This window comes from Paenibacillus sp. FSL P4-0127 (genome assembly GCF_038007325.1).
Lineage (GTDB): Bacteria > Bacillota > Bacilli > Paenibacillales > Paenibacillaceae > Fontibacillus > Fontibacillus macerans.
Genome location: NZ_JBBOWY010000001.1, coordinates 1,262,129 through 1,281,777 on the forward strand (window position 1 = coordinate 1,262,129; position 19,649 = coordinate 1,281,777).

15 protein-coding genes are annotated in these 19,649 nt (G+C 58.7%); 9 read left to right on the forward strand and 6 right to left on the reverse strand.

Going from position 1 to position 19,649, the window contains the following annotated elements; genetic code table 11:
* Positions 1–206 precede the first annotated feature (206 nt).
* The 6 genes from NYE74_RS05625 to NYE74_RS05650 all read left to right on the forward strand — a co-directional run bounded on the left by NYE74_RS05625 (position 207) and on the right by NYE74_RS05650 (position 6,693).
* Positions 207–1,265 (forward strand): ABC transporter ATP-binding protein, encoded by a 1,059-nt coding sequence (locus NYE74_RS05625; protein WP_036618973.1) that lies wholly within the window; start codon positions 207–209, stop codon positions 1,263–1,265.
* Positions 1,258–2,136 carry a carbohydrate ABC transporter permease gene (locus tag NYE74_RS05630; protein WP_341004612.1) on the forward strand — a complete coding sequence of 293 codons (879 nt, stop codon included), beginning with the start codon at positions 1,258–1,260 and terminating at the stop codon, positions 2,134–2,136. The genes NYE74_RS05625 and NYE74_RS05630 overlap by 8 nt, the downstream gene beginning before the upstream one ends.
* A gap of 43 nt (positions 2,137–2,179) precedes the next feature.
* Positions 2,180–2,998, forward strand: coding sequence for a carbohydrate ABC transporter permease (locus NYE74_RS05635; RefSeq protein WP_445323417.1), 819 nt, complete (start codon positions 2,180–2,182; stop codon positions 2,996–2,998).
* Between the two features lie 76 nt (positions 2,999–3,074).
* Positions 3,075–4,409 (forward strand): ABC transporter substrate-binding protein, encoded by a 1,335-nt coding sequence (locus NYE74_RS05640; protein WP_270619256.1) that lies wholly within the window; start codon positions 3,075–3,077, stop codon positions 4,407–4,409.
* A 35-nt stretch (positions 4,410–4,444) separates the two neighbouring features.
* Positions 4,445–5,230 carry a glycerophosphodiester phosphodiesterase family protein gene (locus tag NYE74_RS05645; protein WP_341004614.1) on the forward strand — a complete coding sequence of 262 codons (786 nt, stop codon included), beginning with the start codon at positions 4,445–4,447 and terminating at the stop codon, positions 5,228–5,230.
* Positions 5,231–5,349: 119 nt separating this feature from the next.
* Positions 5,350–6,693, forward strand: coding sequence for a sn-glycerol-1-phosphate dehydrogenase (locus NYE74_RS05650; RefSeq protein WP_124332395.1), 1,344 nt, complete (start codon positions 5,350–5,352; stop codon positions 6,691–6,693).
* Between the two features lie 518 nt (positions 6,694–7,211).
* Here the strand turns inward: NYE74_RS05650 and NYE74_RS05655 are convergent.
* The 4 genes from NYE74_RS05655 to NYE74_RS05670 form a co-directional block, all read right to left on the reverse strand.
* Positions 7,212–7,805 carry a YkoP family protein gene (locus NYE74_RS05655; protein ID WP_341004615.1) on the reverse strand — a complete coding sequence of 198 codons (594 nt, stop codon included), beginning with the start codon at positions 7,803–7,805 and terminating at the stop codon, positions 7,212–7,214.
* Positions 7,806–7,835: 30 nt separating this feature from the next.
* Entirely contained in the window at positions 7,836–8,372 is a 537-nt protein-coding gene (locus NYE74_RS05660) for a phosphatase PAP2 family protein (RefSeq protein ID WP_341004616.1), read from the reverse strand.
* 137 nt (positions 8,373–8,509) lie between these two features.
* Complete coding sequence (locus tag NYE74_RS05665) at positions 8,510–9,724, reverse strand: MFS transporter (protein WP_341004617.1); 1,215 nt, start codon at positions 9,722–9,724, stop codon at positions 8,510–8,512.
* 12 nt (positions 9,725–9,736) lie between these two features.
* Positions 9,737–10,879, reverse strand: coding sequence for an MGDG synthase family glycosyltransferase (locus NYE74_RS05670; RefSeq protein ID WP_036618988.1), 1,143 nt, complete (start codon positions 10,877–10,879; stop codon positions 9,737–9,739).
* Positions 10,880–11,267: 388 nt separating this feature from the next.
* Between NYE74_RS05670 and NYE74_RS05675 the strand changes: the two genes are divergently transcribed.
* The 3 genes from NYE74_RS05675 to rlmN all read left to right on the forward strand — a co-directional run bounded on the left by NYE74_RS05675 (position 11,268) and on the right by rlmN (position 16,220).
* A complete protein-coding gene (locus NYE74_RS05675) occupies positions 11,268–13,838 on the forward strand; it encodes a DUF2339 domain-containing protein (RefSeq protein ID WP_036618990.1) in 2,571 nt (856 codons plus the stop codon).
* A 37-nt stretch (positions 13,839–13,875) separates the two neighbouring features.
* Positions 13,876–15,072: an LL-diaminopimelate aminotransferase gene (locus NYE74_RS05680; protein WP_213509674.1), complete on the forward strand. Its 1,197-nt coding sequence runs from the start codon at positions 13,876–13,878 to the stop codon at positions 15,070–15,072.
* 89 nt (positions 15,073–15,161) lie between these two features.
* A complete protein-coding gene (gene rlmN / locus NYE74_RS05685) occupies positions 15,162–16,220 on the forward strand; it encodes a 23S rRNA (adenine(2503)-C(2))-methyltransferase RlmN (protein WP_036618994.1) in 1,059 nt (352 codons plus the stop codon).
* A gap of 478 nt (positions 16,221–16,698) precedes the next feature.
* On the opposite strand, the gene NYE74_RS05690 is transcribed toward rlmN, so the two are convergent.
* Together NYE74_RS05690 and NYE74_RS05695 are read right to left on the reverse strand one after the other, a co-directional pair.
* Positions 16,699–17,472 (reverse strand): sporulation protein, encoded by a 774-nt coding sequence (locus NYE74_RS05690; protein ID WP_341004618.1) that lies wholly within the window; start codon positions 17,470–17,472, stop codon positions 16,699–16,701.
* A gap of 90 nt (positions 17,473–17,562) precedes the next feature.
* Positions 17,563–19,563 (reverse strand): beta-galactosidase, encoded by a 2,001-nt coding sequence (locus tag NYE74_RS05695; RefSeq protein ID WP_341004619.1) that lies wholly within the window; start codon positions 19,561–19,563, stop codon positions 17,563–17,565.
* Positions 19,564–19,649 lie beyond the last annotated feature (86 nt).

Consider the following 19,649-nt stretch of genomic DNA (forward strand, 5'->3'; position numbering starts at 1 on the left):
TACGGCGATCTGAAGGGACAGTTCCTTTCATAGCGTGCCAAACCCCGTACCTCGGCAAGATAGGCGACCGGCGGGCAGGTTTACATTTCCGCGGATTTGTTCTAATACTCCCGAAATGAACGGATTTTAAAATCGAATTAAGCTCAAATGAGCAAAATGGATCAAAAAAATGCGCATTTTGGATTTTGCGATAAGGAGGGTGGCTCTTGGCATCCATTCAATTTGTGAACGTGGCGAAAACATTCGAGAAAAATGCGGTCATCCGGGACCTCAATCTGACGATCGCGGACGGTTCGTTCACCGTGCTGGTCGGCCCGTCCGGCTGCGGCAAAACGACGCTGCTGCGGATGATTGCGGGATTGGGCCCGCAAACGTCCGGACAGGTGCTCATCGACGGGCGCGACGTTTCGCGGATTCCGCCGGGGCAGCGCGGCGTGGCGATGGTGTTCCAAAACTACGCGATTTATCCCACGATGTCGGTGCGCGAAAATATCGAATTCGGTCTAAAAAACAATAAAGTGCCGAAAGCCGAGCGCGCCCGGCTGGTCGAGAGCATCGGCGCGACGGTGGGGCTGTTGGATTATTTGGACCGCAAGCCGTCCGCGTTGTCAGGCGGGCAGCGCCAGCGCGTCGCATTGGCCCGCGCGATGGTGAAGAAGCCGTCCGTGTTCCTGATGGACGAGCCGCTTTCCAACCTGGACGCCAAGCTGCGCGTGCAGATGCGTATTGAACTGATCGAGCTGCACAAGAAGTTGGGCGCGACATTTGTGTACGTAACGCACGATCAGGTGGAAGCGATGTCGATGGCGGACACGATCGTGCTGATGAACCAGGGGCAAATCCAGCAGGAAGCGCCGCCGCACGTCATTTACCAGCAGCCTCGCAACTTGTTCACCGCCCAGTTTATCGGCGTGCCGCCCATGAATATCGGCGATCTCGGCCGGGACGGGGCCAAATTCGGCTTCCGGCCGGAGCATGCCGTGCTGTGTCCGGCGGACGGCAGCCAACCGCACTTTTCCCTGCGCGGCACGATCGTCACCCGCGAGATGCTCGGCTCGGAAACAATTTACCAGGTCCGGTCCGGCGGCGGCCTATCGTTTATGGTGAAGAGCGCCGAGGACCGGTTCGCGGTGGACCAGGAGGTGGCGCTCGGCGTGGACGCCGCGAACATCCACTTCTTCGGCGCGGACGAACGCCGCCTGGAGGAGAGCGATCCGCGCAGAAGCGCTTATCTTGAAGCGCTCCGGGGAAGAAGCCATGAGTAGGTCCGTCATTTGGGAGAAGCTGCGTCCCTACGTGCTGATCGCGCCCGCCATGGCGGGCATCGGGCTGTTCGTCATTTATCCGGTCGCCTATCTTGTGTACCTGAGCTTTTTCAAATACAACCTGATGAACAAAGCCAGAAGCAAATTCATCGGCTTGGACAACTTTGAGCAAATTTTAACGCGGGGCGATTTCTACAAGGCGCTGGGCAATACGGCGGTGTACACGCTGGGCGTTGTCGTGCTGACGATGGCGCTGTCGCTCTTGATCGCGGTTTGGCTGAACCGGAAAACGCGCATCAATGCGCTCGTGCAGGCGGGCATTTTCACGCCCCACATCGTTTCGATCGTGTCGATCGCGCTCGTCTGGCTGTGGCTGATGGACCCGGATCAGGGGCTGCTCAACTTCGTGCTGAGGACGTTTGGCCTGCCCCCTTCCGAATGGCTGCAAAGCTCGGGAACCGCGCTCTTTTCCGTCATCATCGTATCGGTCTGGCAAAGCGTCGGCTATTACGCGCTGATCATCGTCGCCGCGCTGCAAAGCGTGCCGCCGAGCATTTACGAAGCGGCCGCCCTGGACAACGCCAGCCGGTTCAAGGTGTTCTGGAAGATCACGCTGCCGATGATTTCGCCCCAGCTTTTTTTCATCCTGATCATTATGACGATCGGGTCCTTTAAGGTGTTCGATACGGTCAAAATCATGACCGGCGGCGGTCCGAACGATGCGACGAATACGCTGGTCTACTATATCTACGGCTTCCGGACGACCAATATCGGCTATTCGGCGGCCACCGGCACCGTGCTGATGGCGATCATCGGCGTGCTGACCTTCATTTATTTCCGCCTGCTGGCGAAGAAGGTGCACTATCAATGATGGAAGGAGCTTCATGCCCGTGAAAACGTTCGATTGGAGTCCTATGCGTCCTCTGCTTGCGGCGCTAAGCGTGCTGCTCAAGCTGGCGGTCCTGATCATGTTTGTGTTTCCGTTCCTGTGGATGATCTCGACCTCCCTGCAGACGTTCCGGGAGACGCTGGCTTTTCCGCCGACCTGGATTCCGGCCGTGCCGCAGTGGCGTAATTTCGCCGAGGCGATGAACGCCGGCCCGTTCCTGATGTACTTCCGCAATTCGGCCGTCATTACGTTATCGATCATCGTGCTGCAGTTCGCCGTATTGATTCCGGCGGCGTACGCCTTCGCCAAATACCGTTTTGCCGGCAAAAACCTCCTGTTCGGCCTGGTGCTGCTGGCGTTCATGATCCCGGGCCAGATCACGTTTATTCCGGTGTACCTGATGATGGCCGATTTCGGGCTGATCCATACGCTGTGGCCGCAGATCATTCCGTTTATGTCCAACGCGTTTGGGATCTTCCTGCTGCGCCAGTATTTCATGCAGATCCCGGAGGAGATCATCGAGGCGGCTAGACTGGATAATGCCGGGGAACTGAAGCTGATCCGGAAGATCATGATCCCGCTGGCGGGGCCGGCGCTGGCGGCGATCGCGCTGTTCAGCTTCGTCAGCCATTGGAACGAATATTTCTGGCCGCTCGTCATGACGAATTCCGAGGCGATCCGGCCGCTGACGCTCGGCATCGCCATGCTGCGGGAGACGGAAGGAATCAGCAACTGGCATATCATCATGGCCGGCAACGTCGTGCTGGTCGTGCCGATCCTGATCGTGTACGTGTTTTGTTCGCGCCATATCGTCAAAGCGTTTGTCTACTCAGGGATTAAGTGAGTTCCGTCTGCGGCCGTCACTCACGTTCCCTTTTTAAATACAACACCAATTTAAAAAATCGGAGGGTAACCAAGACATGAAAACGAGATTGGGCGTATTTCTGGCATTAACGCTGCTGGTGGGCCTGTTGGCCGGCTGTGCGGGAGGGAACTCGGGCACCGGCTCGGCAAATGGAGGTGCGGAAGGCGCAGCGGCGAACGGAAACGGGACGGCTTCGGCGGGCGCCGCCGGCAAAACGGCGGTGCAATTTTGGCATTCGCTGGGCGGCAAAAACGGCGAATACATGGACGCGATCATCAAACGCTTTAATGAAACCCACGACGACATCGAGGTCGTCGGAACGTATCAAGGCGGATACGACGAGACCGTCACCAAGCTGCAGCAGGCAGTGGCTTCGGATACGGCCCCGGACGTGACGATGCTGGAACGCGCCTATGTGCAGATGTTTGCCGATTCGGACGTGCTGGAAGACCTGGCGCCTTATATGGAGCAGTCCGGCGTGAGCGCCGACGATTTCACGAAAGGCTTGATGGGGCATTCCTATTTTAACGACAAGCTGGTATCGCTGCCTCTAAACCGCTCGACGCCGATCCTGCACGTGAACAAAACGCTGCTGGACGAGCTGGGGCTGGCCGTGCCGACGACCTGGGAGGAGCTGAAGCAAACGGCGGACGCCCTGGTGGTCAAGGAAGGCGGAGAAGTGAAGCGCTACGGGCTGACGATGCCGTACGACACCTGGTATCCGATCGCGATGATTTCCCAGTCCGGGGGCAAGTTTTTTAACGATGACAAGACGTCGACAGGGTTCGTTGACAATGGCGTCGGCGAGGAAGTGTTCGGTTATTTGAAAGACCTGCAAAACACCGGGGCGCTGTATTATCCTCCGGCGCAGGATTCCGGCAATATCGTCAACAGCATGTTCGTGGAAGGCAAAGTCGGCATGATGTTCCAATCGACCGGTTCGATCGGAGGACTGAATGAGTCCGTGGATTTTGACTATGTCACCGCCTTCCTGCCGAAAAACGACGTGTATGCAAGCCCGACCGGAGGCGCAAACATCGCGCTGATGTCCGGTTCCAAAAACAAAGACGCCGCCTGGGAATTTATCCGCTGGATGGAAACGGACCCGGAGGGCGGGCTGCAGTTCATTTTGCAATCCGGATACCTGCCGTTTACGAAACAGATGGTCGAATCCCAGGAAATCCAGGATCTGTGGGCGAAGGAGCCGAACCGCAAAGTCGCTTACGACCAGCTGGAATATGCCGTCGACACCAACATGGACGTCGCCTGGCCGGAAGTGATGCACGAGTTCTTCTCCGCGATCGAGGCGATTATGTACGACAGCAAGGATATCAAATCCACGCTGGATACGTTCAATAAAGAGACGGAGCGGATTTTGTCCGAATCGTAAAAAGCGGGAAGCGTTTATAAAAGGAGGGACCGACAATGATCGGACGTTTGGAGTCCGCTGATTCCCCGCTCATGGTGGCGGGGCACCGGGGCTATAAATCGGCTTATCCGGAAAATACGCTGCTGGCGTTCCGCAAGGCGCTGGACCTGGGGGTGGATATGCTGGAGTTTGACCTCCGGCTGTCCAAGGACGGCGTGCTTATGGTGATTCACGATGCCACGCTGGACCGGACGACGAACGGAACCGGGCCGGTGGGCGGCCACACTCTGGAAGAGCTGAAAAAACTGGACGCGGGCGGCTGGTTCGGCCGGGAATTTACCGGGCTGCAAATACCGACGCTGGTGGAGCTTATCGCTCTTCTGGCGTCCTATCCGGACGTGCTGCTCAACGTGGAGATCAAGCCGGCCGCAGACGCGAAACAAGCCGCCGACCAGGCGGTCGCCCTGCTGGAGCGGGCCGGGTTCCTGGCGCGCTGCCTATTCACTTGCTTTGATGCGGCGGTGCTTGCGCATATTCACGACACGTACGGGTTGAAAACGCAGGGGTTTCCGGCCGAGCTGATGTCCGGGTTCGTGCCCGGCGAAGCCGGCACTTACTCGAAAATGTGGGCACTGGGCTTGGAAATGAAGCTGCTGACCCCCGAGCGCGTGCGGGAATTTCACGGCCTGGGCCTGCTCGTCTGGAGCTATTGCCCGGACGAAACCGAGCAGGTGCAGTACAGCGTGGAATGCGGCGTCACCGGGATGACGTGCAACAATCCGCTGCCGGCGCTGCATTTTCGCCGGGGAATGGCGGCGCCGCTGCCCGGAGATGCGAAATGAACGATGCTTGATCAACCGAAACGCGATAAACGGAAGCGAAATAAACGACGCGGGATCAAACGATGCGGGATAAACTGATGAGGTACGAACTCACTGGAAAGAGAAGGGAATTTTTACTCATGACACAGCTTTTGCATAACATCAGGCAGCAGGCTGCTGCGCTGGGGGAAGAGTACCTTAGGGCGATCGATTTGGACGAAATCCGGGTCGAGCCGGGGGCGCTTGGCCGGATGGCCGCTTATTTGGAACGAAAAAACTGCCGCAGCGTTATCGTTGCGGCCGATCGCGATACGTACGAGGCGGCGGGGAAACTACTGCTGGCGTCAATGGAGCGGGCCGAAGGGCTTAGCGGAACGGCCGTCCATACGACGATGATCCGCCCGGACGCGGAAGGCGACGTCATCGCCGACGAGGCTTCGCTGATCCAGCTGATCTTGGATATCCAGCGGTATGGCGCGGACGCCGTCATCGCCGTGGGGGGCGGGACGCTGCACGATATCTGCCGATTTTCCGCCTACACGACGGGCATCCCTTTTATCTCCGTGCCGACCGCCCCGTCGGTGGACGGGTTCAACTCCAAAGGCGCTCCTATCCTGCTGCGGGGCGAGAAAACAACGATCCCGGCGATCGGGCCGATGGCGATTTTCGCCGATCTGGACATCTTGGTGCAAGCGCCTGCGGAGCTGGCCGCCGCCGGCTTCGGCGACATGCTGGGCAAATACACGTCCCTGTTCGACTGGAGCTTCGGCGCGCTCGCCGCGGGCGAGCCTTATCTGCCGGCGGCGGCGGAGATCACGCGGTCGGCGCTGCAAAAATGCGTCGCTGCCGCCGGTTTGATCGCCAGCCGCAGCGAGGAGGGGATTCACGCGCTCATGTCCGCGCTGATCGAGTCCGGGCTGGCGATGCTGCTGTTCGGGCAGTCGCACCCGGCCTCCGGCGCCGAGCATCATCTCTCCCATTACTGGGAGATGGAATACCTGCGCCTCGGACGCCGCCAATTGCTGCATGGCGCCAAGGTGGGCGTGGCCAGCATGGAGATCGCCAAGCTGTACCGCCGGATCGCGGCGGAAGGTTTGCCCCTGAACGAATGGGCGGCACACCGGCAGGCGGAGGGGCAGAGCCGAAACCAGGGCCAGGCTGGTAGCGGGAAGACACCGGTGTCTTCCGGGAACGTTGGATCGGCACGGGGACGGGCAAACGGCAGATCCACAGCTGACTTCATCCGAGCGGAAAATGTGAAACCGGCGCCGGCGGCCGACTGGGAGCGGATCCGCCGGGAGATCGGGCAAATTCCCGATCCGCAAGAGCTTGGCGGCTTGCTGGCCCTTGTAGGCGGCCCCGTCTCGGTGAAGCAGCTTGGCGTATCGCCGGAGCTGCTGGAGCGCAGCCTGCGGGAAGCGCATCTCGTGCGGCCCGGCCGGCACACGCTGCTGCGGGCGTACAATGAGATGCGCGCAAAGTGATCATTCCGGGCCCTAAGACGCAGCCGCGGCCCCCGGTCAAAGCGGGAGCCAGGTGGGGGCCAGGCGGAAGTCAGGTGGGGGGCGTAGACTAGCTTTGGGACTTTTTTGGGTCTGCTTGTGCTGTTTGGCAGGGTTCAAATGCAAAAATGCATTTGGTAGATCGTGATTTACCCATTCCGAGTCGCTTGGCCTGCAAAAGTGCAGTTGCGTTGAGTGCTTATGGAAAAATAAGGGTGTATAACCGTAAATGAACTGAACTTTCGCAGTTTGATGGTTTTTTTCGGGAGCCTTCGACATCATTCGCCTGCACTTTTGCATTTCGTCAGAAGAGTGGACGGGGCGTGAAAGGGACGTGGGCGGTGGACAAAGACGTGAACGTTGGCGTGGACGGGGCGAGGACGAGGACGGGATGTGAACGTGGACGGGACGTGAACATGGACGGGAGATGTGAACGTAGACGTGAACGCAAGCAGGGTGCGCGCCGGAAGCCTAGCCGGGGGCCCCGCCGGGGCTTCCTCCTAAACGGCGGGATTCTGCCCGGAGAACCGCCGGATCAGCGCCGAGCGGGTCATCACCAGCCGCATCGGTACGAGCTTCTCCGCATGGGGAACGATGCGGCTGCGGTTGCTCGGGTGGAACACCGTCAGCAGCAGACGCAGATACGAAGTCGTCAGCGCGCGGAAGGTGCTGCTTTCCATTTGATGCGTCTCAAAGCCCAACCCGTGCGTGATGCCGCGATGCAGCAAAGTGACGCCCTGCAGCGCCTTGACTTGGCTCAGCTGCGGGTTTTTCACCATTTCCGCGCAAATCTGCCGCATGGTGCCCCGCATCAACCGGGCGATCATGAGCGCGACCCGGTTTGCTTCGTGGGACTGCAGCAGCGCGAGGATTTTCCGGTTGTCCAAATGCAGTTCCCCGATCCAGTCCCCGTCATGAATCAACGTTCCATCCTCGCACAACATACACTTGCCGCGATACTTCGTGACGAACATTTTGCAGATGCCGTATTCCCCGGCATATTTGGAGCGGAGGCGGCTAAACGCCTCGAATACCTGCTCCCAGCCCATCCAACCCCATTGGACGGCCCGTTTGATTATTGGAACCGGACGCATTTCAACTATCTCCTTTCAAATATTATTCATTCAAGCGGCTCCCGCGAGCAACACGACAAGCAGCGCGGTCAGCGCCCCGATCAGGCCGCCGGCGAGGCAGTCCGAAGGATAATGAACGCCCAGATAAATCCGCGACATCCCGACGATAAACGCAAGCGGCAGCAGGATTTGAGCCAGGCCGGGGGCGGCGAACAGAAACGGAACGGCGATGGAAAACGCGGCCGTCGTATGCCCGGACGGAAAGGAGTAATCCTTAAGCGGGCGGATCGAGATCCGGGCTCCCCGGAGCGCCGCGTAGGGACGGGTCCGCTGAAACGTCCTTTTGACCAGGACGGCCGCCAGATGGCTGAGCGCCAGAGCGCACAAGCTCTTCCAGCCTGCTTTTTGCCAAGGTCCCGCCGCAAACAGGATCACCGAAAGGGTGGCGGCAATCGTAAACGCCGCCCCGCCCAAATGGGTGATTCCCTTCAAGACCAGGTCGAGCGCGGGATGGCTGAGCTTATGATTGCACCAGAAAAACAGCCGGTTATCATATTCGCGCAGCCGCTCATAATAGCGATACCTCATGAAAAACATTCCACTCCCCTAAAAAAATAACGGACGTGTTCGTGGTGTGCCGTTTGAATTTCCCGCCCGCGCGGGACATTCAAACGAGTCCGCTATCCGCCGGAAATTCCGGTTTATCACACGCTTAAACGGATGGTTTAATGCTCTTGCCCGTAGCGCTCAAGCATTTGTCCGGCCTGGTACCGGACCGGCCGGATCCAGTAGAACAGCATGATGCCGAACAACAGCAAAGCGCTGACGCCGACCGTGGCCGTTTCGCCGAAGCTTTCGGCCACCCACCCGCCTAAAATCGGCCCGATGATCACGCCGATTCCTTCGATGCCGGACAATACCCCCCAGCCGGTCGCTTTTTGCTCGGCGGGAACGAAGTAGGACTGAATGGCGTTCCAGGCGGGAAGCACGGCGGCATAAGCCGCACCGAAGCCCAGGGCCAGCAGCATCGTGCTGATCATCTGCCGGGAATAAACGAGCAGCCCAAGGCAGGCGGCCAAAGCGCCGAAGCCGGCGACGAGCAGCCATTTGTGGCCCCATTTGTCGGCCAGGCGGCCCATGGGGATGAGAAGCAGCACCGTCATCAACCCTCCGCCGAGCAGCACGATCGAGTACGCCGAATAATCCAAAGCCAGATATTCGGAAGCGAAGCTCGGCAGCACGGGCACCAGCAGTCCGGCGGCCAGCGTCTGCAAAATCATGCCGGGTACGAGCGGTTTTATTTGCGACAGCTTTTGCTGCATTTGCCGTAATTGCTGCTTAAAAGGAACGGTTCGGATCAAATCCCTGGACCGGAATACGCTGCTCTTTACGGCCGCCAGCGCCCAGCCTCCCGCCCAAAGTCCGGCCAACAGCCAGAACGACAAGGAGTAGCTCCGGTCGATCAGAAAATTAACGGCAACCGGCCCGAGGCCGAGCGAAACGAGCCAAACCGTGTATACCGCGCCCATTTGCGAACCCCGGTGGTCCTCCCGGATTTCCGAGAGGCAGAGCAGCCAGATCGGGGACACGCCTATCCCGAGCAGCCCGGAGCCGGCAATGATCGCCCAGGGTGCGCTGATGCCGAAGGATACGAACAGCCCAAGCAGTCCGAGCAGCAAAAATACGTTGAGGATGAGCCGCGCCGGAAACCGGTCAAGCACGTATCCGGCGACGACCTTGATCAGGGTGTCGGCCAAATAGTGGATCGATACGGCCGCGCCGACCGCCGCCAGGGTGATATGCCGGTCATTGGCATAGGCGGGCAGGAATGAAATCAGGAAAGCGCTGCGGGCCATTTCGGTCAGGAACAAAATAGCGGAGCAATGCAGAAAGGAAGGGGGCAGCTTGCTCCAAAATCCTCCTTGCGCGGAATTTTTCATCGTTTCGAACTCCTATACTATGAATTGGTTTTCCGCGGCGGGCAGTCCGCGGACCAGCCGCAGCACGTCCTTGACGATCATATCGGCGGCATGCCCGGCGGCGAGCGCGTCGCATTGCCGCATCATTTTGTCCCGGGTAGCTTCGGAGTCGAGGATTTCGCTCACCAGCGGGAGGAGCTGCCGCACGTGTTTGGCCACCGCCGCGGCGCCTTTTCGCTCCAGATAAAGGGCGTTCTCCCGCTCCTGCCCGGAGAACGGCTTGTAAACGACGATCGGCGTACGAATTTGGATCGCTTCGGATAAAGTGATGCCGCCGGCCTTCGTAATGATGCAGGAGGCGCGCCGCATGCGGTCGTGGACCGCGTCCACGAACCCGAACAGCCGCAGCCGGGGATGACCGCCGAACCGGCGCTCCAGTTTCCGCCGCAGCTTGTCGTTCCCCCCGCATACGATGTCGACCCGCACGTCCGGCAAAGACAGCAGGCTTGCCGTCAACTGCTGAATATCCGGCAAAGGCACGCAGGCGCCCATCATGACAAGAATGGATCGGGGATGCCGCTGCGCGTCCGGCGGCACCGGAAAGGGCGGCTCGTAAAACGGTTCCCGCAGCGGAATGCCGCTGACGGTAATCGTTCCCGGCCGTACTCCCCGCCGGATCATTTCTTGCTTGAGGTCATCGGTGGCCACATAAAACCGGTCCGGGCGGTTATGCAGCCAGCGGCTGTGCAGGCTGAAATCGGTCACTACGGTAAATAGCGGGATGTGAATACCGTGCTTTTGCAGCTGATGTGAAATTCCTCCGAACGGGAACGTGCTTACGATGGCGTCCGCCTTTCGTTCCTTCAGGACGGAGATCAATTTTTTCATTCCGAGCACCCCGGCCCACTTGGCCAAAGCGCTGGTCTCTTCGATATTCCGGGTGGCGTAATACGACCAGCCATAATAGTCCAGACCGTAATTGGAGAAAAAAGGGCTGTATAAATATAAATAACGGGAAATGGAATTCATGCCGGGGTGGGCTTCCCGATACAAATCGAGAATGCTTGCCGATGCGGCGCCGAGTCGGGCGAAGGCTTGCTGCAGCGTTCGCGACACTTGAATATGACCGTTCCCGTAACCGGCGGTCAGGATAACGATGCTAATGTCCTGCTTCATGGTTTATACCTGCCTTTTTTGCTAAAATCGTTCGCGTTTTTCCGTTCCTTTATTGCACTTCGCTATTCAGTATAAGGGAAGCGCGTGAGGAACCGAACTGGCCGCGCGTCGAGATTTCGCTTCCGACTTAAGTCCAGTAGCGGGCTGGACTGACCTCCGAACCGTCCGCCAAATCGCTCCGCCGAACATATTCCACTGTATTGTCCCAGTGTTTTCACGGTTTCAACAGAGCGCCCGATCTTTGTTAACAAAGGAGCGGACTTAACGGGACATTGCAGTTTTGAGTCTTTTTACACTGGTTAACAATGGAATTTATTAGGTATAATGGAAGTCGATTTTTTATCACTCTAGTCATTTGGTTGCAGACGGAAACAGGTTGGAGGTTGCGATGAAGGAATTTAGGGATCGCCTGGTTCAACTCCAGGAGGATCAGGCCAGGATGCTTAAAGAATACCAAGCGTTGGTCGAGGAATATGAATCCTATGATTACATACGCGAAAACGGCGCGCTCCGCCGGCAATGCGAGGAGCTCAAGCGGCGGGCGGACGCGCTGGAGGAACGGCTGGGGCAGCTCGATCACGAGAACCGGGAGCTGCGCCGGGCGCTTTCCGAGCAGATGTTGGATGAAAAGCTCGGATTGCTGGCCTTATCGAGGAAGAAGCTGTACACCTATTTTTCGGAGAAGGTGATCGGACAGGGGAACCGGCTTGAAAGTCTGGAGAATTTCGCCAAACAAAGAATCGATCATTTGATCCATCAGGCTGAAAGGCAATTGGATGCCGACCAAGAAGGAATCAAGGCCCGCTTGAAGCAATTTCACGAGGAATTGGAACAGCGCATGGCCGAGCACCGGAAGCGGCTGCTGGTAGAGGAGAACCGCATTCGCCAGGAGACCTGGGCCGGGTACGAGAAGCTTGCCGCGGAAGGCGTCGATGAGGAAACGGTACAGCGCCGCAAGAAACAAAACCAGATCGAAATGAAGATCGGCTTGAACTGGATCAACAAGATCGGCATTTTGCTGATCGTTCTGGGGGTAGGCGCGGCGTTCAAATATTCCTATACGGCCTGGTTCAGCGGGTATATGAAGGGGCTGGTTTTCTTCCTGCTCGGGGCGCTGATGATCGCGGGCGGGGAATGGCTGTTCCGCAAAGGGAAAAAGATTTTCGCCTTAGGATTGCTCGGCGGCGGGATTTCGGTATTGTACGGCTCGGTTTTTTACAGCTATTTTCTCCTGCACATCATCGGCATGTATGCCGGGTTTGCCGTATGCGTCCTGATCACGGCGGCGGCCGTGTTCTTGTCGCTCAGGTACAGGTCGCGGACGATTTGTTCCCTGGGACTGATCGGCGGTTATCTGCCCTTGCTATCATACATAAGCGCATTTGGACTTGAGGGCGCCGCCGTTTATGCGGGCATGGGGTATTTGCTGCTGCTCAACGGCTTGATTCTGCTCGTTTCGTTCCGGAAACGGTGGCCTGCCGTCACCTATATCAGCTTTTTGCTTCATACGCCGTCCATGATCGCTCTGGCGGCGCTGGCGGAGCAGGCGTGGATCGCCATGCTGTACGCCGTTTGCATCTTTTTGATGTATTTGGGCATCACCCTTTGGATACCGTTTAGGCACAAGTCGAAGCTAACCTGGTGGGACTTCTCTTTGCTTGCGCTGAATACCGTCGTCAGCTGCGGGACTTTGTACGGTCTGATCGCCAAAGCGGAACTGACCGGATTCAGGGGGCTGCTGGCTCTGCTGTTCTGCCTGGTCTACACGGCGTTGGGACGGTTTGCGCATAAGAAACTGCCGCAGGAACGGGCGATCCGCGTCCTGTTTTACGCCACGGCGCTGACGTTCGCGGTTCTGATGATCCCGTTCCAGCTCGATGTCCGCTGGGTCTCCATGGGCTGGCTCATCGAGGGAATGGCCCTCGCCGTCTTCGCCGGCCGCAGCCGTTTGAAGCCGCTGGAACGCGGCGGATGGGGCATTGTGCTGCTCTGTGCGGGCGCGTTCTTCTGGGTGGATTTTATCCGCTATTTGGTGGGTGTCGTTCGCCCGGGCGATTTCAATCTGCAGTACAGCTCCATCTCTTTGGGGCCGCTGTTGCTGATGCTGTATTACGCGCTGCGTTTCCGAAACCCGGAGGAAAACGGCCGTTATCTTGCCTGGGAGCACACGTTCATCTCCTGGGTAAAATACGTCACGCTGTGCAATTTGTGGCTGTATTTGGTTTATGAAGCGGGCTTCGTCTACGATCGGCTCGTTCCGGCGTCGATGAGCCATGAAGCTTTGTACAAATGGCTGCTCATCGCGGCGGTGACGATGGTGCTGGCCTATGCGTTAACCAAGTTCAGGCTGCTTTACGACCGGTTCGTCAAAATTTATACGCTGGTCTTGTATTCGATCAGCTATTTCATTTGTTTCATTGTCACGGTGGCGCTGCCTGCGCTGCAGGAAGACGCGGCCCGGAACGGAGCGGCCGAGTATATTGCGCTGATCGTGCTGATCGCCTTTAATATTATCGTTTTCTTTAGCGGCAAAGACATGCTGTTTTCGGCGATCCGCCGCGATTTCCGCAGCGCGGAATGGTACCCGGTCATCATGGGGGCGTACCTGTTTGCCGTCATTACCGCCTTTCTGAGCGTGCAGTTCCGGCTCGGAGACGCCGGTTTATGGTTCAGTCTGGTGTACCTGCTGCTGGCGATCGGTTACATCGTTTACGGCTTCCGCTACAGATACGTGTACATCCGGCGGATCGGCCTGGGGCTGACGCTGCTGTCCACCGGAAAAATGCTGCTGTACGACCTGTCGCTGCTGACGACGGGCAGCAAAATTCTCGCCTTTTTCGGGTTTGGCGTCGTGCTGCTGGCCATTTCCTACATCTATCAGCGGGTCTCCCTCCGGCTGGAGGGTGTGAAGGAACAAGGATCTCCAGAGGAATCGGCGGTATCGAATTCGCCGGAGTAATTGGTATAATGGTTTAAAAATCTGAAGGAGCTTGGCTATGGAATTTACCCCATCGGATAAAGTGCAGCAAATGGCCACCGGCATATTTACGGAATTGGCCCGGCGTAAACGGTCCGCTTCCCGTCAGGGCATCGAAGTTATCGACCTGAGCGTGGGCAGCCCCGATCTTCCGCCGCCGCCGCTGGTCGCGGAGAAACTTGCGGCCTCGGCGCAGCATGCGGAAAACTACGGATATGCCCTGGGGGGGACCCGGGAGTTTCATGAAGCAGTGAGTCATTTTTACCGCAGACGGTACGGAGTGGAGCTCGATCCGGAGCAAGAGGTGCTCCAAACGATGGGTTCGCAGGACGGGCTTGCCCATTTGGCTTTGGCGGTCGTCAATCCCGGGGATTACGTATTGATTCCGGACCCGGGTTATCCGATTTACGAGGCGGGGGTGGTTCTGGCCGGGGGCCAGGTGTATCCGCTGCCGCTTCGCGAGGAAAACGGGTATCTGCCGCGGTTGGATCAGGTTCCGGGTGAAATTGTGGCGCGGACGAAAATGATGATTCTCAGCTATCCCGGCAACCCGGTGCCGGCCATGGCGGACGTTTCTTTTTTCGAGGAAGCAATCCGGTTTGCGAAGCGGCATAACATTTTGATCGTCCATGATTTCGCGTATTCCGAACTGATTTTCGACGGGCGCCCCCGGCTAAGCTTTATGGCGGTTCCCGGCGCCAGGGAAGTGGGCATCGAGTTCAACTCGCTGTCCAAAACGTTTAATATGGCCGGCTGCCGGATCGGCTATGCCGTCGGTCACCCTGGAGTTTTGCGGGCGCTCGGCACGCTGAAATCGAACATCGATTACGGCGTTTTTCTTCCGGTTCAACAGGCCGCCGCGGCCGCGCTGATGGCGGACGATCGTTTGCTTGAGGCCCAGGTGAAAGAGTATGAAGCGCGCAGGGATACGCTGATTTCCGGGCTGGCGAAGGTAGGCTGGCAGGTGGCGAAGTCCCCGGCCACGATGTTTGTGTGGGCCCCAATCCCGGCAGGCTGGACTTCGCGCGAGCTGGCGTTCGCGCTGATCGAGCAGGCGGGCGTGGCGGTGGTGCCGGGCGATGCGTTTGGCCGTCAAGGGGAAGGGTACGTGCGGATCGCGCTTGTGCAGCCTTCCGGCCGGCTTGCCGAGGCGGTCGAGCGGATCGGCCGGTTTCTGCGGCGGCGGGACGGTCTTGGCAGTCAAAATCAACCATAGGGCGGAATATCCTCGAACATGTGTTAAAATAGGTGAAGGTCAACTTCTAAAATTTTAAAATATAGCGAAAGAGGATCGAGGATATTACGATGAATCAACGATATTCGATATATGGTTTGACCAAGGACCGGCTCGCCGCCTGGCTGCTGGATCATGGACATAAAAAGGGGCGGGCCGAACGGGTTTGGGATTGGCTGTACCGGCAGCGGGTCACCGATTTTCAGGCGATGGACGATGTAAACGCCGAGTGCCGGGCGGTGCTTGCCGAGCATTTTGCGGTCGAAACGCTGAAAGAACATACCCGGCAGGAATCCGTCGACGGCACGATCAAGTTTTTGTTCCAATTGCAGGACGGCAATCTGATCGAAACGGTGCTGATGCGCCATAAATTCGGCCTGTCGGTATGCGTGACGACCCAGGTCGGCTGCAATATCGGCTGCAGCTTCTGCGCCAGCGGACTGCTCAAGAAAAGCCGCGACCTGACGGGCGGGGAGATCGTGGAGCAGGTCATGAAGGTGCAGCTTCACCTGGACCGCAAGGGCCGGGGGGAGAAGGTCACCCATATCGTGGTCATGGGGATCGGCGAGCCGTTCGACAACTACGACAATATGGCCGATTTTCTGCGCGTCATCCAGGATCCGAAAGGGCTGGCCATCGGGCCGCGGCATATCACCGTATCGACGAGCGGGCTGGCGGACAAAATCACCGAATTCGCCGACTCCGACCTGCAGGTTAATCTGGCAGTATCCCTGCACGCGCCGAACAACGAGCTGCGCACCCGGATCATGAAGATCAACCGGGCGATTCCGATCGAGAAGCTGCTGGCGGCGATCGACTACTACCTGGAGAAAACGAATCGGCGGATCACGATCGAGTACATTTTGCTGAAGGACGTGAACGACGGCAAAGAGCACGCTTTGGAGCTGGCGGAACTAATGGGCGATCGGCTCGTCAACGTCAATCTGATTCCGTACAATCCGGTGGACGAACACGCCCAGTATCAAAGAAGCGCGCAGGAATCGGTGCTGGCTTTTTACGATGTGCTGAAAAAACAAGGCGTCAGCTGCAGCATCCGGCTGGAGCACGGCACCGACATCGACGCGGCATGCGGCCAGCTGCGCAGCAAGCAGCTGAAGCTGCCGAGCTGAAGGGGCGGACGGCGTGGCGCCGGACCAATAAGGAAGGACTTGGAGCTGAGCTCCAAGTCCTTTTTTGAGTCGTTGAAGGCAGCGCAACTTGGCGAGGGAACGGCCGCTTAACCGGACCAATTGCAAAAGTGCATTTGAAATGAGCCGAATTCCGGCCATTAGAGCGATGAGATGCAAAAGTGCAGTTGAAAATGGCGTGTAGAAACAAATTTGCTCAACATGGCGATACTGGCCTGCACTTTTGCATTTGACGGGTCATATTCGGGCCATTTCGACGAAAACCGCATGCACTTTTGCATTTCGTGGAATTCGGGAGCAACCGCCGCCTGATGCCGTAACAAAAATCAGCTCTGCAACTGCCGCCAACCGCAAGTCCAGGCTCCTCAAAACGGGGGATGGGGATAACGCCGAAATAACGGCGCTTTTTTCCTTTATATCATCCCTTGCGGCGGCCCGGACCCCTGGGGCGATAAATGCCTTAAATATGCCTTGCAATGACCGCTTCCAACTGGGCGGCTACCGATTGCGGACCGCGAAGGAGGTCGTCTCTGGACAACCGGACCCGCACAAACCGCTCATCCAGCTCCAGCGCTTCGGCGAACAAGCCGCTTAAGCCGCGGGCGCGGCGATCGACCTGCAGTATCAGCTCGAGCGTATCGCCTTTCGGGAAAAACAGGATTTCCAACTCGTCCAGGTATCCGTAGAATCTGCCTCCGGGCGCGTATTCGAACTCCTGCACGAATGGCAGGGTCCCGCCAAGCCTCGGAGCGTAATCGTTCGTCACTTCGCGCAGGCGGAACCCGAGCAGCTCCGCCGCGTCCAGCACGGTTCGCATTTTCCGGTCCGGTACGACGTGGATCAGGTCTTCGTCCTTCGGATCGACCCCCATGTCGATGTCGAGCCCGGTTTCGATCCAGATCGGTACGTTCCGCAGCGTCACCGGCATCCGGTCCGGCAGCCTGAAGCGGAACGGAATTTGCTTCCTCTCGCCGGCCTTCAGCTCGAAGCCCTGGGTGACCAGGTATTTGGCGATCGTGGCGGTTTCCCTGAGCTTGCTGTCGCCTTGCTCGCGTATGTAATGGGTTTTTAGCTTCAGATAAATGTTGTCGATGGACTGGTCGGCCTGTCCTCCCTCCAAATAGACGGTTCCGCCGATTTCCCCGCCGACGGCGACCTCCAACGTATCCAGCTCCGTATTGATCCGCGCCGCCCCGATTCCCACGCTGGCCAACATTTTCTTAAAAAAGGACATGATATCAACCTTCCTTCAACATTTTTTCGTCTGCAGGATTATGTATGCAGCGGTTACGGAGGTTAATACGCTCTCTGGACGGTTGCGGTTTCACTTTTCCATACGGATTACCCGGCATTCATACGCGGCAACGGCGAACGCCCCGGCGGCGGTCTTGCGCCCGGTGACGGCATCCAGGCCTTCGCGGGGGAGGGTGACGGTTCCTCCCAAGCCGTCCATATTGATAATAACCCAAAGATCATGGCCGTCGTCTCCGGTTCTGGGGACAACAAGCGTGCCGGGGGTGACGTCGCTCTGCAGGGCAACTCCCGCTTCGCCGGCATAATGCCCGATCAGCTTTTGCAGCAGCAGGTCGCCCGCTTCGCCGTACGGCAGGGAGCCAAGCATGACGATTTTTCCGCGCCCATGGCGGCGTTCGGTCGCAAAGGCCATGCCGGGGGTCAGGCCCGCGGCGATGGTGCCGACGACGGCGGTTTCCCGGCCGGCCGGCGCAAAGACGGCGCTCCACAGGGAGAGCGGGGCGGTGACGCCGAAAGCTTCCCCAACCGAACCGGTCCCGTCCATCGGATACGTGTACACCGTTTTGACGCCGGCCCAACCCTCCAGCTCGCCCAAACCGGCCTCCGCCGGAATCGTATGCTCCGCCGTCCGTCCGCCGGTCAGCGGCCCGGCCACCCAGATGCCGCCCTCGGCAACCCATTTAAGCGCCCGCTGTAAAAATTCCGAAGAAACGTACGGCAGGAAAGGGGTGAACAGCAGTTTATACCCCGTCAGCTCGCCGCCTTCGGGAACGACGTCGCGATAAAGGCCCAGCGCTAAAAAACGCTTGTAAAAATCGTTCATCAACCCGCGGTAATTCAGTCTCCGGTGCGGCTCCGTCTGCAGGAAAGCTTTGGCCCGGTCGGAGTACGTGATCGCGACCTCGGCGCGCGCCGGCCGGCTCGCCAGCAACACCGGCTCCAGCTCCCGCCGCGCCGCCTCGGCTTCCAGCACGCTGCGGTAGCCGATCGTCGGCTCGCCCCAGGCGCTGACGACGGAGCCGTGCGGCTGCTCGCTGCCCGTGCGCTGCTGCCGCCACAGCCAGTAGCAGAACCCGCCCGCTCCCAGGGCGTAGGCGGCCGCCGCTTCGGCCTTGACGTAACCGATCGGGTGCGGCGAGGCGTAGCTCTCAAGCGACGCGGCGAACGACGGGCTCGTCTCCATCACCCAAAAGGCCTTTCCCGGCTTCAAGTTCCGCCACAGATCGCAGTTGAACAAATAGGCGTGGGCGTTCTCCCGGGAGGCGTACGAATCGAAGGAGGCGAAGTCGAGATTCCGGAACAGTCTTTCGTTGTCCAGATGAAACGGAATGTTGCTGTTATGGGTGATCGGCGCAGCGGAATAACGGCGGATAATGGCCGCCTGCTCGTCGGCAAATTCGGCGATTTGTTCCATGGTGAACAGCCGGTACATCGTGCGCAGCGACGAGTTGTGCAGAAACGGCGTTGGGCCGGGCTGCGGCACCTCCTCAAAACGCCGGTACGTCTGGCTCCAGACGTTGGTTCCCCACGCCGCGTTCAGCGCTTCGATCGTGCCGTAGCGCCGCTCCAGCCAGCGCTGCCACAGCTTCTTGCAGGACGAGCACAGACAGTCGGCAACATGCGCCTTGAACTCGTTGTCGAGCTGCCAGGCGACCACTCCGGGCAGCCGGCCGACGGCCTGGGCGATCCGTTCGGTAATGATCGCGGCCCGCTCGCGGAAATAGGCGTTGTTCGTGCAGACGTGCTGCCTAGCGCCATGGTTCATGACGATCCCTTGTTCGTTCACGTGCATCCGCTCCGGATGGCCGTCGCTCATCCAGATCGGCGGCGCCGGAGTCGGCGTGCACATCACCGTATCGATGCCGTTCGCATAAAGCAGCCCGATCACCTCCGCAAAAAAGCCGACATCGATGCGCCCCTCCTCCGGCTCCAGCACGGACCAGGCGAATTCGCCCATCCGCACGACATTGATGCCGGCCTCCTTCATGGCCGCGATATCCCGCATCAGCACGTCCCGGCTCCACAGCTCGGGATACAGGGCAGCGCCGTGATAAAGTTTGCCGTTTGTCATCTAATCCACCTCTCCCCGTCAGTCTGCGCCAGTTGCCGGGGGCGGCGCAATAGCAATCTTTTGCGGGGTTCGCACTTTTTTGAAAA

Coding starts and splice junctions, on each gene's coding strand:
- NYE74_RS05630 (WP_341004612.1), top strand. CDS start 1,258: ATGAGTAGGTCCGTCATTTGGGAGAAGCTGCGTCCCTACGTGCTGATC.
- NYE74_RS05635 (WP_445323417.1), top strand. CDS start 2,180: ATGCGTCCTCTGCTTGCGGCGCTAAGCGTGCTGCTCAAGCTGGCGGTC.
- NYE74_RS05640 (WP_270619256.1), top strand. CDS start 3,075: ATGAAAACGAGATTGGGCGTATTTCTGGCATTAACGCTGCTGGTGGGC.
- NYE74_RS05645 (WP_341004614.1), top strand. CDS start 4,445: ATGATCGGACGTTTGGAGTCCGCTGATTCCCCGCTCATGGTGGCGGGG.
- NYE74_RS05650 (WP_124332395.1), top strand. CDS start 5,350: ATGACACAGCTTTTGCATAACATCAGGCAGCAGGCTGCTGCGCTGGGG.
- NYE74_RS05655 (WP_341004615.1), bottom strand. CDS start 7,805: ATGCGTCCGGTTCCAATAATCAAACGGGCCGTCCAATGGGGTTGGATG.
- NYE74_RS05660 (WP_341004616.1), bottom strand. CDS start 8,372: ATGAGGTATCGCTATTATGAGCGGCTGCGCGAATATGATAACCGGCTG.
- NYE74_RS05665 (WP_341004617.1), bottom strand. CDS start 9,724: ATGAAAAATTCCGCGCAAGGAGGATTTTGGAGCAAGCTGCCCCCTTCC.
- NYE74_RS05670 (WP_036618988.1), bottom strand. CDS start 10,879: ATGAAGCAGGACATTAGCATCGTTATCCTGACCGCCGGTTACGGGAAC.
- NYE74_RS05675 (WP_036618990.1), top strand. CDS start 11,268: ATGAAGGAATTTAGGGATCGCCTGGTTCAACTCCAGGAGGATCAGGCC.
- NYE74_RS05680 (WP_213509674.1), top strand. CDS start 13,876: ATGGAATTTACCCCATCGGATAAAGTGCAGCAAATGGCCACCGGCATA.
- rlmN (WP_036618994.1), top strand. CDS start 15,162: ATGAATCAACGATATTCGATATATGGTTTGACCAAGGACCGGCTCGCC.
- NYE74_RS05690 (WP_341004618.1), bottom strand. CDS start 17,472: ATGTCCTTTTTTAAGAAAATGTTGGCCAGCGTGGGAATCGGGGCGGCG.
- NYE74_RS05695 (WP_341004619.1), bottom strand. CDS start 19,563: ATGACAAACGGCAAACTTTATCACGGCGCTGCCCTGTATCCCGAGCTG.